12 protein-coding genes are annotated in these 13,494 nt (G+C 70.8%); 8 read left to right on the top strand and 4 right to left on the bottom strand.

Going from position 1 to position 13,494, the window contains the following annotated elements:
- Positions 1-6: 6 nt before the first annotated feature.
- On the top strand, positions 7-1,284 hold the full coding sequence (locus ACFVSU_RS11205; RefSeq protein WP_387142381.1) for an MFS transporter: 1,278 nt from the start codon (positions 7-9) through the stop codon (positions 1,282-1,284).
- A 13-nt stretch (positions 1,285-1,297) separates the two neighbouring features.
- On the opposite strand, the gene ACFVSU_RS11200 is transcribed toward ACFVSU_RS11205, so the two are convergent.
- On the bottom strand, positions 1,298-2,557 hold the full coding sequence (locus ACFVSU_RS11200) for an MFS transporter (RefSeq protein ID WP_387142378.1): 1,260 nt from the start codon (positions 2,555-2,557) through the stop codon (positions 1,298-1,300).
- 111 nt (positions 2,558-2,668) lie between these two features.
- Here ACFVSU_RS11200 and ACFVSU_RS11195 point away from each other — a divergent pair, with 111 nt between their 5' ends.
- Complete coding sequence (locus tag ACFVSU_RS11195; RefSeq protein ID WP_387142375.1) at positions 2,669-3,340, top strand: FadR/GntR family transcriptional regulator; 672 nt, start codon at positions 2,669-2,671, stop codon at positions 3,338-3,340.
- A gap of 26 nt (positions 3,341-3,366) precedes the next feature.
- Here the strand turns inward: ACFVSU_RS11195 and ACFVSU_RS11190 are convergent, their stop codons facing one another.
- Positions 3,367-4,278, bottom strand: coding sequence for a LysR family transcriptional regulator (locus ACFVSU_RS11190; RefSeq protein WP_387142372.1), 912 nt, complete (start codon positions 4,276-4,278; stop codon positions 3,367-3,369).
- Positions 4,279-4,351: 73 nt separating this feature from the next.
- Here ACFVSU_RS11190 and ACFVSU_RS11185 point away from each other — a divergent pair, with 73 nt between their 5' ends.
- From ACFVSU_RS11185 to ACFVSU_RS11160, 6 genes are all read left to right on the top strand, one after another.
- Positions 4,352-5,293 carry an EamA family transporter gene (locus ACFVSU_RS11185; protein ID WP_387142369.1) on the top strand — a complete coding sequence of 314 codons (942 nt, stop codon included), beginning with the start codon at positions 4,352-4,354 and terminating at the stop codon, positions 5,291-5,293.
- 164 nt (positions 5,294-5,457) lie between these two features.
- Positions 5,458-6,975 carry an MATE family efflux transporter gene (locus ACFVSU_RS11180; protein WP_387142366.1) on the top strand — a complete coding sequence of 506 codons (1,518 nt, stop codon included), beginning with the start codon at positions 5,458-5,460 and terminating at the stop codon, positions 6,973-6,975.
- Positions 6,976-7,160: 185 nt separating this feature from the next.
- Entirely contained in the window at positions 7,161-7,697 is a 537-nt protein-coding gene (locus ACFVSU_RS11175; protein WP_387142363.1) for a hypothetical protein, read from the top strand.
- A 49-nt stretch (positions 7,698-7,746) separates the two neighbouring features.
- Positions 7,747-8,112, top strand: coding sequence for an ArsR/SmtB family transcription factor (locus ACFVSU_RS11170; protein WP_387142360.1), 366 nt, complete (start codon positions 7,747-7,749; stop codon positions 8,110-8,112).
- Entirely contained in the window at positions 8,109-9,155 is a 1,047-nt protein-coding gene (locus ACFVSU_RS11165) for a cation diffusion facilitator family transporter (RefSeq protein ID WP_387142357.1), read from the top strand. Before ACFVSU_RS11170 ends, ACFVSU_RS11165 begins: the two co-directional genes overlap by 4 nt.
- A gap of 10 nt (positions 9,156-9,165) precedes the next feature.
- Entirely contained in the window at positions 9,166-10,416 is a 1,251-nt protein-coding gene (locus ACFVSU_RS11160; protein ID WP_387142354.1) for an alpha/beta fold hydrolase, read from the top strand.
- 149 nt (positions 10,417-10,565) lie between these two features.
- On the opposite strand, the gene ACFVSU_RS11155 is transcribed toward ACFVSU_RS11160, so the two are convergent.
- Together ACFVSU_RS11155 and ACFVSU_RS11150 are read right to left on the bottom strand one after the other, a co-directional pair.
- Positions 10,566-11,891: a DUF1254 domain-containing protein gene (locus ACFVSU_RS11155; RefSeq protein ID WP_387142351.1), complete on the bottom strand. Its 1,326-nt coding sequence runs from the start codon at positions 11,889-11,891 to the stop codon at positions 10,566-10,568.
- Between the two features lie 5 nt (positions 11,892-11,896).
- Positions 11,897-13,339: a DUF1254 domain-containing protein gene (locus ACFVSU_RS11150; protein ID WP_387142348.1), complete on the bottom strand. Its 1,443-nt coding sequence runs from the start codon at positions 13,337-13,339 to the stop codon at positions 11,897-11,899.
- Positions 13,340-13,494 lie beyond the last annotated feature (155 nt).

Raw genomic sequence — 13,494 nt, 5'->3', positions numbered from 1 at the left:
GAGTACGTGGCGGATGGGGGTGACCTCGCCGGATCGGCGGTCGTGAGCGATCCGGTGGAGGGTGGGCGCGGGCCGGCACCCCGGTCGTCGTTCGCCCGCTTCTGGACCGCGGCGGCCATCAGCTCGTTCGGCACGGCGGTCACCGCCGTCGCGATGCCGGTGCTCGTGGTGCAGCTGCTGCACGCGACGCCGTTCGAGGTCGGCATCGTCGGCGCGGCGCAGTTCGTGCCCTACGCCGTGCTCGGGCTCTTCGCCGGCGCGTACACCGACCGCTGGCGTCGCCGGCCGATCCTCGTGTGGGCGAGCGTGGGGCGGGCCGTGTCGCTCGGCGCGATCCCCGTGCTGTGGCTCGTCGGCGCGCTCCAGATCTGGATGCTCGTCGTGCTGCTGCTGCTGTTCGGCGCATTCTCCGTCTTCGGCTTCGCGGCGACGCAGTCCTTCCTCCCCCGGCTCGTGCCCCGGTCCCGGCTCGTCGTCGCGAACGCGCGACTGGATCAGACGGATGCCGCGGCCCAGACGCTCGGTCCGGCCCTCGGCGGTGGCCTCGTGGCGCTGCTCGGCGCGCCGATCGCGCTGCTCGTCGACGCGGTCAGCTACATCGTGGATGCCGCGCTGAACGCGAGCATCCGCGTCGAGGAGACCCGCGAGCGGCGGCGCGATCGGCATCTCGGCCGCGAGATCCGCGAGGGCCTCCGGTGGGCGTACGCGCACCGCACCCTCGGCCCGCTCGCCGTGTCCACGCACGTGTGGTTCTTCGCCAACGGCCTGGCGCTCACGGTCCTGTCGCTGCTGGCGCTGCGCGCGCTGGGGTTCACGGCGTTCACGTTCGGCCTGCTGCTCGCGGTGGCGGGATCGTGTGCGCTGGTGGGGGCGACGTTCGCGGCTCGGATCGGCGAGTGGCTGGGCATCGGTCCGACCATCATCGCGGCGCGGGCGATGTATCCGATCGCGTGGGCGCTCGCTGCGGTGGCGGCCTGGGTCCCCGCCGGACCCGCGCTCCTCTTCGTCGCGCTCGCACTCCACGGGCTCGCGGGCGGTGTCGAGAACGCCAACGAGATGGCCCTGCGACAGACGGTCACCCCCGACCGCCTGCTCGGCCGCGTGAATGCGAACATCCGCTCGGCCAACCGCACCGCGGCGGCGATCGGCGCGCTCGCCGGAGGCGCGGCGGTCGCGCTCGTCGGCGATCGCTGGACGCTGGTGGCCGTCGCCGTGATCTTCGCGATCGCCGCCCTGCTGGCGTGGCTCTCGCCTCTGCGCTCTGAGCGCGGGACCTCGGACTGAGCTGCGTCGGCGTTCAGCGCCGCCCCGCCGGCACGCCACCGGATGCTGCTGTCGAGGCATCCGTCGCCTCCTCGGTCCGCCCGCGGGACGTGACGTCGGTGCGTTCACGGACGAAGAGCGAGCAGACGAGCGCCGCCGCGATGACGCCGGCCAGCACCACGAACACCGCCTGCGGGTTCGCATGGTCGGCCAGCACCCCGAGAAGCGGTGTCAGCAGCCCGCCGAGCGCGGTCGCCATGCCGAGGGTCACCCCGCTCGCGGTGCCGAGGTGCCGCGGCAGGTAGGCGTGCGACAGCGTGACGTGCAGGGCGAACGGCAGGAACAGCGCCCAGCCGAGCACGCCGGCCAGCACGATCGCCGTGATCTCGCCGGACGCGAAGATGTAGCCCACCGCCGATGCCGTGGCCAGGGCGTAGCCGAGGACGATCATTCGCACGCGTCCGAATCGGTCGGCGAAGAACCCTCCGACGAGAGTGCCGAGCGCGGCGGCGAGCGAGAACACGGTCAGCGCGACCGTGCCGACGTCTGCGGTCGTGCCGAACCGGTCCATCACGTCAAGGGCCACGAAGGACCGAGCGCCCACATAGGCGATCGACCACAGGCTGACGATCAGCAGGAGCCACGCGAACCTCCCCCACAGATCGCGGGGAGGAATGGATGCCGCGTCCTCGGCTCCACTCGCCGAGGCGGCCGAGAGCGGCGCTGTGGCGCGGCGATTCAGCACCAGGTAGATCGCGGCCACCGCGATCGTGGGGATGAGCAGCAGCGGCGTGGCCCGGAGACCGAGAATGCCGACGGTGAGGCCGACACCGATCGGTGCGATCGCGGCGCCGACGTTGCCGCCCACCGAGAAGATGCTCATGGCCCGGTTGGTGCCGCCACCCGCTTCCTTGGCGGCCACGGTCGCTGCCGGGTGATACGCGGCGACGCCCAGTCCTGAGAGCGAGATGACGAGCCACGTGAGCCAGTAGTTCGCCGAGGTCAGGCCGGCGAGGGCGATGCCGAGTGCCGCGACCAGGAGGCCGATCACGACCAGTGGTCGCAGCGAGAACCGGTCGGTGAGCCACCCGAAGACCGGCTGGAAGATGCTCGACAGCGAGGTCGCGGCGAGGGTCAGCCCGGCGACCGCGGCGTAGTCGTAGTGCTGTTCGATCACGAAGTACGGGAGCAACGCGGCCGCGGCGCCGGTCTGGAAGTCGTTCATCACGTGAGTGCCGACGAGCGACCAGAAGCGCGCGCGCCGCCGTGCGGACGCGGTGGCAGGAGAAGTCATGCGGGCACTCTACTCCTCAGACAAGTCGACAAGTAAAGTCGAAGATCAAGAGGAGCAGGCTAAGCTCACGATGTGTTCGTCCGCCGCCCGTCTGACAACCGGAGGATCTGAATGGCCCCGATCGTCCATCGCGCGCCGCTCGCGGCGCAGGCGGCGGAGGTGCTGCTCGGGCGCATTCGCGATGGCGAGTTCGCGCTGGGTCAGCGGCTGCCGGGCGAGACGACGCTCGCCGCCCAGTTGGGCGTCGGGCGCTCGACGATCCGTGAGGCCATCCGCGAGCTCGCCGGCAGAGGTGTGCTCGACTCGCGCCAGGGTGCCGGAGTCTTCGTCACCGCGCTCGATGTGACCGACGACTGGGACACGGTGCTTCGACGCGCCTCGATCACGACCGTCCTCGAGGCGCGCATCGCCATCGAAGCGGAGGCCGCCGCGCTCGCCGCCGAGCGGCGCACTCCGGCGCAGCTGCGTGCGATGCGGGCCGCGCTCGCGGCGCGCGCGACGGCCGATCCTGCGCCGGAGCCGCACGTCGATGTCGATACCGCGCTGCACCGGCTCATCGTCGCGGCCTCCGGGAACGAGGTGCTTCTCGACCTCTTCGACGGGTTCACGCCGCGCGTGCGCAGTGCGATGGTCGACATGCTCAAGATCCGTCCGACGGCTTCGCATGAGGCCGATCAGGCCGCGCATGCCGCCGTCGTCGACGCGATCGCCGACCGTGACGCCCGGCGCGCCGCCGAGCTCAGCCGCGCACACCTGAACACGCTGAAATTCGCCTTCGCCTGAGCTGAGGGCGCTCAGGTCAGCCCGGTTCACATCGCGCGCGCGTGCTCCACGAACGCGTCGAGGGCGGCGCGCAGGGCGGGGGAATCCTCCTGGGTGCGGCGATGCACCGCGAGGACGTCGCGCGTCGACGCCGGTTCGACGGTCGGGATCGCGACCAGGTCGGGCCCGAGGTCGCCACGGCCGAGCCGAGGCACCAGTGCCACCGCGCGGCCCGCGCGCGCCAGCTCGAGGTGGTTCTGGAACTCCATCGACTCGTGGACGATACGCGGGGCATTGGCGACGCCGTCGAAGAGCCGGCGCAGCCATTGGCGGCAGATCGTCGCCTCGAACGTCGCGACCCACGTCTCCCCCGCCAGCTCTTCGGGGTGCAGCACGGTGCGACCGGCGAGCGGATGCTCACGATGCAGGATGACGTCGGCGACGTCTGTGAACAGCGGTGTCGCGACGAGGTGATCGGGCATCGTCAGGGCGACGCCGCCCCAGCGGTGCACGATGCCGAGGTCGCGCTGGCCCGACGCCACGAGCGCGATCGTCTCCCACGGCTCGCTTTCGCGGAGGGGCAGAGCGAGTTCGGGATGCCGCTCGGCGAGCGAGGTCAGCACCGGAATGACCAGGCCTCGCACGACGGTCGAGAAGGCGGCGAGCCGGATTTCGCCCACCACCCGATCGTCGGGCCCCGCGGTGAGCTGGAGATCGGCGCGGAGTCGTTCGAGGTCGGCGAGGATCGGCGTCGATGCGACGACGAGGCGCGTCCCGGCCTCCGTGAGGATGACTCCGCGGCCGGCGCGTTCGAGGAGAGCGACGCCGGTCTCGCGCTCGAGGCGCTTGACCTGCTGCGACACCGCCGACGGCGTGTACCCGAGACTCGTCGCCGCGGCGACCACGCTGCCCTGCGTGGCGACCGCGCGAAGCGACTGCACGGCTTCGAGATCGATCATGAAGCAACGCTACATCGTTTCATGGAAAAAGCATCGCTGGTGCTTCATGCTGCGATCGCGTGAACTGAGTCTCGTGAAGAGAAGCGACATGATGCTCGCCGCGGCCGTGGCATCCCTCTGGGGGTTCAACTTCGTCGTGATCGACTGGGGGATGACGGGCGTGCCGCCCCTGCTGTTCGTCGCGATCCGCTTCCTGGTCGTCGCGCTCGCGGTGTTCGTCGTTCCGCGGCCCCGCACCTCGTGGCGTACCGTCATCGGCGTCGGCCTGTTCATGAGTCTCGGGCAGTTCGGTCTGCTGTACACGTCGATGGCACTCGGGCTGCAGCCGGGTCTCGCCGCCCTGGTGCTGCAGGCGCAGGCGGTGTTCACGATCCTCATCGCCGCCGCCGTGCTGCGCGAACGCCCGACAGCCGCTCAGATCGCCGGCGTCGCACTCGGCGTGGTCGGGCTCGCCATCGTCGCGGCCGGTCGCGGTGGCGATGCTCCCGCCCTCGCGATCATGCTGGCGCTCGCCGCGGCGTTCTCGTGGGGTATCGGCAATGTGATCTCGCGTCGCGCCGGAGCGGTCAGCGGACCGGGTCGCCTGGGCTCGCTCTCGCTCACCGTGTGGTCGGCGCTCGTGGTGCCCGTTCCGGCGTTGATGCTGTCGTTCGTGGTCGAGGGGCCGCAGGCGATCGCCTCGGGCATCGCCGCATTCGGCTGGCAGTCGCTGCTGTCGACGCTCTACACCGCGGTGCTGTGCACGATCATCGGCTACTCGATCTGGAACGGCCTGCTCGCCCGCAATCCCTCCGCAGCGGTGGTGCCGTGGGTGCTGCTCGCTCCGGTGGTCGCGATGGCGTCCGCGGCGCTGCTGCTCGGCCAAATCCCCACGCCCGCCGAGGTGATCGGCGGCGCGCTCCTGGTCGGAGGTGTGCTCGTCACCGGACTGCGTCGGCGAGGCTCTCGACGAGCACACCCCACGCCGCATCGAGATCCGCTCCGGGCGGGAACCGATGCGCGATCTCGAGGCTGACCAGCCCGTGCGGCCATGCCCGTGCGACGTCGTGACGCTCCGAAATCAGGGATCGATTTCCCGAATCGATTCGATACACTGGCTGCTGCCACTCGGCACCTCTCCGTCGCCTGCGGGCGCGGCATCCGTCCCCTTCCTCGCCTTCTCGTTCGAGAGCCGCCCTCATGACCACCGCCCTGACGACGGGCCGCCCTTGGCGCGTCATCCTCCTGTTCTCCGTCCCGCTGCTGATCGGCAACGTGGTGCAGCAGCTGTACCACTTCGTCGATGCCGTCGTCGTGGGGCGCCAGCTCGGCGTCGATGCGCTGGCCGCGGTGGGAGCGACGGGCAGCATGCTGTTCCTGCTGCTGGGGTTCGCGTGGGGTCTCACGTCGGGGTTCGCGATCCCGACCGCGCAGGCGTTCGGGGCGCGCGACTATGCGGCGGTGCGCCGTTCCGTCGCGGCGGGCACGATCCTCACGGGCATCTGCACCCTCCTGCTCACCGTCGGCGCACCGCTGCTGACGGCGCCGCTGCTCGAGCTGCTGCAGACCCCCGCCGAGCTCATGGACGACGCCATCGTCTTCGCCCAGATCAGCTTCCTCGGCGCGGGCGCGATGATGTTCTTCAACTACCTGTCGGCGATCATCCGCGCCATCGGCGACTCGCGCACGCCGCTCGTCTTCCTCACGCTCGCGTGCGCGCTCAACGTGGTGCTCGTCATCGTCATGGTCGGTCCGCTCGGCTGGGGCGTGGGCGGCGCGGCGCTCGCGACGGTGGTGTCGCAGGCGATCTCCGTGCTGCTCTGCCTCGAGTTCGTACGGCGACGGATGCCGGTGCTCCACGTCCGCCGCAGCGACTGGCGTGTCAGCCGGGCCGAGCTCGCGGAGCACCTCCGCCTCGGTCTGCCGATGGGCTTCCAGGCCTCGATCATCGCGATCGGAACCCTCTCGGTGCAGGTCGCGCTGAACGAGCTCGGTGCCGACGCGGTCGCCGCGTACACCGCGGCATCCCGTGTCGACGGTCTCGCCGTCGCCCTCCTGCAGTCGCTCGGCCTCGCCGTGTCGATGTTCGTCGCGCAGAACCACGGCGGCGGCCGCCCCGACCGCATCCGCCGCGGCGTGATCGAGGCGACGTGGATGTCGGTGGGCGCGGCCATCGTGCTCGGTGCCCTGCTCATCGCCTTCGGCGCGATGACGGTGCGCCTGTTCATCGACGAAGGCTCGGCCGAGGTCGTGGACCTCGCCGCGCAGATGCTCGCCATCAACGGTGCGACCTACTGGATCCTCGGCATCCTGTTCGTCCTCCGCGGCGCTCTGCAGGGGCTCGGCCACACCCTCATCCCCACCGTGACCGGCGTGATCGAGCTCGTGATGCGCGTCGGCGCGGCCGTCGTGCTGGGCAGCATCTTCGGCTTCATCGGCGTCGCGGCGAGCAACCCGCTCGCGTGGCTCGGCGCCGTGATCGTGCTCGTGCCCGCGTACGTCCACGCTCACCGTCAGCTCGCCAAGGCGCCGATCGCCCCGATGGAGGCCACGCTCACGACCCCGATCCCGGTCATCGGACCCACCGACGGCTCGATGGTCGTCGACGCGATCGTCACGCAGCCCATCGTGCTGCCGGCCGTCCCCCAGGGCGCGAACCGGCGACCGCGGCGATTCCGGTTCGTGCCGTCGCGCGACAAGAGGCGCACGCGCGGCTGATCCGGCGCCACCGGTCGCCGCTGTCTCGCCGAGACCGGGGCCTGGCGCCGAGACCGGGGCTAGGCGCCGAGACAAGGGCCGACACCATGGGTCTCGCGGCGGATCCCCGGTCTCGACGGGGCGTTCGGACCCGGAACGGATGCTGCACCCCGGCGTGGGCGGCCGGGCCTCAGTAGAGTGCGGCCATGACGGGCGCTTACCCGCGGGACCTCGCCGTCAGCGCGGCGGTCTTCGGCCTGGCCGCGCTGCTGTGGGCGACGTGGGCGCAGGCGCATCCGCCGCGCGGCTGGTGGTGGCGAGCGGTGCTCGGCCTCGGGAGCTTCGCGGGGATCGCGCTCGCGGTGCTCGGCACGGTCCTCCTCGCGCGGCTGTGGGCGACACCGACCGCGATCGAGCCGGGAACCACGGCGTTCGTCGTGTACGTCGTCGTCTTCTGGGTCGAGCTCGCGTTCGCGGTGGTGCTCGCGATCCTCGCGGTCCGCGCGGGATGGTCCGACTTCGTCTCCCCCGCCCTCCTCGCGCTCGTCGGCCTCGACCTCATCGTCCTCGCGCCGGCGCTGCACCAGCCGTTCCTCTTCGTGCCGGCGGTGCTGCTGATCGGCGTCGCTGCGTGGGCCCTGTTCGCGCCGTCGGATGACATCGCGCGCAGCTTCTGGTGCGGCATCCTCGGCGCGCCCGTCTTCCTCGCCGCCGGCGCGTGGGCGGCCCTCGCGACCGGCTGATCCGCCTGTCCGGCGACTCACGGTGAGGAGAACGTCGTAGTATCTGCGTATGAGTGCAGATAAGCAGGGATGCGGATACGCGGTCGACAGTCCCTTCGTCGAACTGGCGGTCGAGGTCTTCGCGATGCTCGCCGACGCCACCCGGGTGCGGATCGTCCTCGCGCTGCAGGACTCGGGGGAACTCTCGGTGAATCACCTCGCCGACATCGTCGACAAGTCCCCGGCGGCCGTGTCGCAGCACCTCGCGAAGCTCCGGCTGGCCCGCATCGTCTCGACCCGCCAGGAGGGTCAGCGGGTGTTCTACCGACTCGAGAACGAGCACGCCTCGCGCCTGGTCGCCGACGCGATCTACCAGGCCGAGCACTCGCTGGGCGGCACGCCCCGCCACCACCACACCGAGAAGGCGCCCGAATGACCGCGAAGACGGCCGGGCACCACGCCCACGACGAGCACCACGCGGCCCACGACCATGGTCACGACCACTCCCACGGCGCCCACGATCACTCCCACCCCGGTGGGCTCCGCGGCGTGCGCCACGAACTGTTCGTGCCGCACTCCCACGACGCCGCCGACTCGATCGACGATGCGATGGAGGCGCATTCCGCCGGCGTCCGCGCCCTGAAGATCAGCCTCGTCATCCTGCTCGCGACGACGGTGGTGCAGGCGATCGTCGTGGCGTTCAGCGGCTCGGTCGCTCTCCTCGCCGATACGGTCCACAACCTCTCCGACGCCCTCACGGCCGTGCCGCTGTGGATCGCATTCGTGCTCGGCCGTCGCGCGGCCTCCCGTCGCTACACGTACGGACTCGGCAGGGCCGAAGACCTCGCGGGGCTGTTCATCGTGTTCGTCGTCGCCTTGTCGGCCGTCATCGCGGCGTGGCAGGCGATCGACCGCGTCCTGCACCCGCAGCCTCTCGACAACCTCGGGTGGGTGATCGCCGCGGGCGTGATCGGATTCGCCGGCAACGAGGCGGTCGCGATCTACCGCATCCGCGTGGGCAAGCGCATCGGCTCGGCCGCGCTCGTCGCCGACGGCGTCCACGCCCGCACCGACGGCTTCACGTCACTCGCGGTCGTGCTCGGGGGCGTCGGTGTCCTCCTCGGCTTCCCGCTCGCCGACCCCATCGTCGGCCTCGTCATCGCGGCCGCGATCTTCGTGCTGCTCATCGGCACGGTGCGCAGCGTCGGCCGCCGGCTCCTAGACGGCGTCGAACCCGAGCTTGTCGATCGCGCCGAGCACGCGATCGAGCACGTCGACGGTGTCGACCGCATCGATCGCGTACGCCTTCGCTGGGTCGGACACCGCCTCCAGGGCGACGCGATCGTCATCGCTGCTCCGGAGACGGATGCCTCGATCCTCGCCACCGCGGCGGAATCCAGCATCCGTTCCCACCTGCGCAACGTCGACGACTTCACGGTCACCGTCCGTCCCACGCTCGACGTCGGCGGCGGCGCCTAGGCTCGTTGCCATGTCCGTGACGACGCGCCGCATGCAGGATCTGACCATCGACGACCACTTCCTCAGGGTCCCCCTGGTGTGGGACGATCCGTCGGACGCCCGCACGATCGACATCCACGCGGCGGTGGTCACGCGAGAGGGCGGCGAGAGCCTGCCGTATCTGGTGTTCCTGCAGGGCGGGCCCGGGCACGAGGCGCCGCGCGCGTTCCACTCGCCGTCGGGGCCGTCGTGGCTCGACGCGGCGCTCGAGCACTACCGCGTCGTGCTGCTCGATCAGCGCGGCACGGGGCTCTCGACGCCCGTCGGCGACGACGACCTCGAGCGCGACGCGTCCGAGCTCGCCGAGTACATCACGCATCTGCGCGCCGACGCGATCGTGCGCGACTGCGAGGCGGTGCGCCAGCACCTCGGCGCCGAGCGGTGGAGCGTGCTGGGCCAGTCCTTCGGCGGGTTCACCACCCTGGCGTATCTCTCGACGGATGCTGCGTCCCTCGAGCACGTCTACATCACCGGCGGCCTGAGCGCCGTGGGCCGCCACCCCGACGACGTGTACGCCGTGACCTACGACAAGATGCGCGAAGAGTCGGAGAAGTACTACCGCCGCTTCCCCGCGCACCGCGACGCGATGCGGCGCGTGATCGACCTCGCGGTCGACGGGGAGCTCATCCTGCCCGGCGGCGAGGTGGCGTCGGTCTCACGGGTGCGCTCGGTGGGATCGGCGCTCGGCCTCAACGACGGCTGGCAGACGGTGTGGGGTCTGCTCGAACGCGACCCGCGATCGAACGCCTTCCGCCACGACCTCGCGGCCGCGATGCCGTTCGGCACCCGCAACCCGCTGTACTTCGTCTTTCACGAGTCCAGCTACGCCGACGGCTACGCGACCCGCTGGTCGGCCGAGCGCACCGAGCCCGCGGACTTCCGCGAAGACCCGACGCTCTTCACCGGCGAGCACGTGCGCCGGGAGTGGCTCGACACCGTGCCCGGCTTCCAGCCGTGGCGCGACGTGACCCTCGCGCTCGCGGAGTTCGAGTGGCCGTCGCTCTACGACGCCGACGCGCTCGCCGCGTCCGACGCACGCGGTGCCACCGCCGTGTACGTCAACGACGTGTACGTGCCGTTCGAGTTCTCGATGGAGACGGCACGGCTCCTGCCCGGCGTCACGCCGTGGATCACGAGCGAGCACGAGCACAACGGCCTGCGTGGCGGCGGCGACGTGCTGTCGCGCCTCATCGACCTCGCGCACGGCCGCCGCGTGCGCTGACCGCGACGCCCCGCGCCCCGCGCCCACGGCCCGCGCCGTGTGCCCGGCGTCCCCGGACTTCCGGTGAGACGACAATCGGCGGACGAGACCGTGGGTGATCCCCAGGGTCTCGTCCGCCGGCTGTCGTCTCACGTGCGGGGGCGGGTTCCTCAGTCGTCGAGGCGCGTGATCGGCGGCGGCGCGTAGGTGCCGTTCAGCACCGCGTCGCCCGGCATGTACATCCGCAGGATCGGGCGGAACGCGCCCTCGGGCGCGGGGAGCCAGTTGGCCGCAGCATCCGGATCCGACGGCCGCGTGCGGCTGATGCGGATCGTCAGCCCGCCGTCGGCGTCGGTGATGATGCCCGGAGTGCGGTCGCCCACCGAGTAGCGGTCGATCTCGTTCGCGACGAGGTAGAACTCCGGCAGTGCGTACATCGTGACCGACCAGAAGGCGTCGACGGGCGGCGGCGGCGAGAGCTGCAGCTCGTACTCGTGCTCACCCGTGAGCGGCCGGCCGTCGCTGTCGAGGAACGTCATGACGTAGGCGGCCTCGTACCCGTGGTTGCCCCACAGCCCTGCCTTCGCCGCGACGGCGCGCTCGACGATCCGCACCTTCGGATCGGCGATCTTCCATGCGGGATCGTCGATCGTGCCGACCTCGAAGAAGTCGAGGTTGTAGTCGAACACGTGGAGGGTGACCGACCAGTCGCCCGGCTTCGCACCGGTGGCGGCACCGGCCATCGCCTTCGCGATCACGCCCGCGCCGCCCTGGAAGCCGGCGCGCAGCGCGGCCTGCTGCTCATGGCTCAGCTCCCCGACCGACTCATCGCCGGTGAGACCGAGCGCCGCGAACGATGCCTGCAGTACCTCGTCGCGGGGAGCGGGAGGGAAGGCCTGCGACCACACGCGGTACTTCTCCCAGAAATCGAGCACGTCGTCGCCCTGGGGCTCGGCCGAGGGGATGCCGGTGGCCACCGCATCCGGATCGAGCGGCGTGAGCGTCATGGCGTCCTGCAGCGCGTGGACGGCCGGCAGGTCGTCGGCACCCGAGCAGGACCAGCGGCCCACGATCGACGCCACACGCGTCGGCGCGTGGATGACGGTCAGTCCGCCGGCATCCCCGTCCCATCCCGGCGGCACGATCAGGAACTCGCCGGCATCGTTGCCCGTGCCGCGGGTGCCGACGTAGGCGAAGTTGTCGGTCCAGGCGTCGACGAACTGCAGCACGTAGTAGCGATCGGACGCCGGCACCGAGAGCCGGACAGGTCCGACCCCGAGGTCCAGCGATGCCATCGAGTAGACGGTGTCGTTGTTGATCGACACGAACGTGTCGGCGGCCGTGGCCAGCGTGCGTGCGTGCGAGAACGCGTTGAACGGCGCCTGCGGGTTGGAGCCGACGCCGGTCGACGTGTAGCGGATCACCTGCTCGAGGTCGAAGACCAGCGGGAACCCGTAGAGGTATGCCTCTGCGGCGAGGGTGTCGAGGTCGGTCACGGCGTTCAGGCCTCCTTCACGAGCTCGGGCAGCTGCCACGTCTTGTCGAACCAGGGCTCGAGCGGCCCGTACAGCCGCACCATCGGGAACCACGACTTGCCGGGGATCGTGGGGATCCAGTTCGACTCCTTGCCCTCGGGCGCGGTCGGCGAGAACCACAGCACGTACGAGCCGTCGTCCTCGGCCTGCACGGCGCCCGACAGGCTCGCGAGTGCGGGATACGCCGTCGACTGCAGGAGCGAGCGGGTCTGCGTGTCGTAGAGGTCGATCGACCAGAAGTTCTTCGCCGGCGGGTCGGCGGGGATGCGCAGCGAGTACGTGGCGGAGCCGTCCAGCACATGGCCGTCGCCGTCCTCTGCGGTGTACGCATACGCGGATCCCGCGCCGACCTGCGCGTGCGCCATCGCCGGCGTGATCACCGTCGCGAAGTAATGGAACTGCGTGCGTGCGTCGAGGTTGCGCGCCCCGCCGCGAAGGAACTCGTAGCTGCCGCCGGTGAACGCGTTCTTCCACGACGACCCCTCCCAGAAGAAGGCGTCGGGGTCGCGCGGCTTGTAGACGAGCGCGCGCGAGATCGCGGCGCCGATGCGGGCCGCCTCATCGAGGACGCCGCGGCGGTGCTCTCCGGGCTCGAACGGCGTGCCGTGCTCCAGACCGATCGCGGCGAGCGTGCCGGCCCGCTCGGGGTCGAGCGCCGTGGCCGGCTCCTCCGAGACGAGCTGCGAGATCTCCTCGAAGAACGTGAAGTCGTTCGCGTGCACGGTGTTCTGCAGCACGGCCGCGATATTGAGGAACGTGTTCTCCCGGGGCGAGTCCGCCTCGCTCAGGGGGTAGATGCGCGTCTGCTTCATCGCGGGGACGCCCCCGAGGGTGCGCAGCACGACCCAGTTCGTGTACGTCGGCGATTCGAAGGTGAAGTAGCCCTCCGGCCGATCGCCGTCGTAGCCCGGCGGGAGGAACAGGTACTTGCCGCCGGCGCCCTTGTCGGGACCGGCGATGCCCATGTCAGCGACGTACCGGAACCAGAAGTCGTCGACGACGCACAGAGACTGCGGCGGTGCCTCGATGACCGTCGGTCCCCACGCCTTCAGATCGAGGAACGTCGTGCCGTAGGTCGTCTCGGTGTTCGGCGTCAGGTAGATCCCACCCGAATTGGCCCGCGGGTCGGTGTAGCCGATCTTGTCGGGCGAATCGACGCCGGCTGTCCGCAGACCTTTCCGCATCGCCACCAGCGAGGCTCCCGGCACCGCGGTGAGGAACGCGTCGATCCCGCGCAGCAGGTCGAGCGCGTCGAAGATCGACTGCACCGAGTCGGTCTTCGGAACTCCGTCGAAGAACTCGAGGTCGCCGAACGGCGTCTTCAGCAGATCGGGCGTGGCGAGGTGGGTCACCTCCTCCGCAAGCTGCTCCTTCGTCAGTCCCGCCCCGGGGGTGCCGTCGATGGCCATACTCGTCCCTTCGTCGAAAGCGCCGCCCCCCGGCGGCGCCCATCCTCCGCATTGTGCCAGGCACCCGTGTCGCCCTGTAACGCGCAAAGTGGGTGATCCTCGCGGTTGTCCCCCCGAAACACGGGTTCGCCGCGCAACACGCCGGGGCGCAGCAT

Origin of the sequence: Microbacterium sp. NPDC058062 (assembly GCF_042885375.1) — a bacterium.
GTDB lineage: Bacteria > Actinomycetota > Actinomycetes > Actinomycetales > Microbacteriaceae > Microbacterium > Microbacterium trichothecenolyticum_C.
The sequence above is the reverse complement of the archived record's forward strand: the minus strand, read 5'-3'. Positions and strand labels throughout refer to the sequence as shown.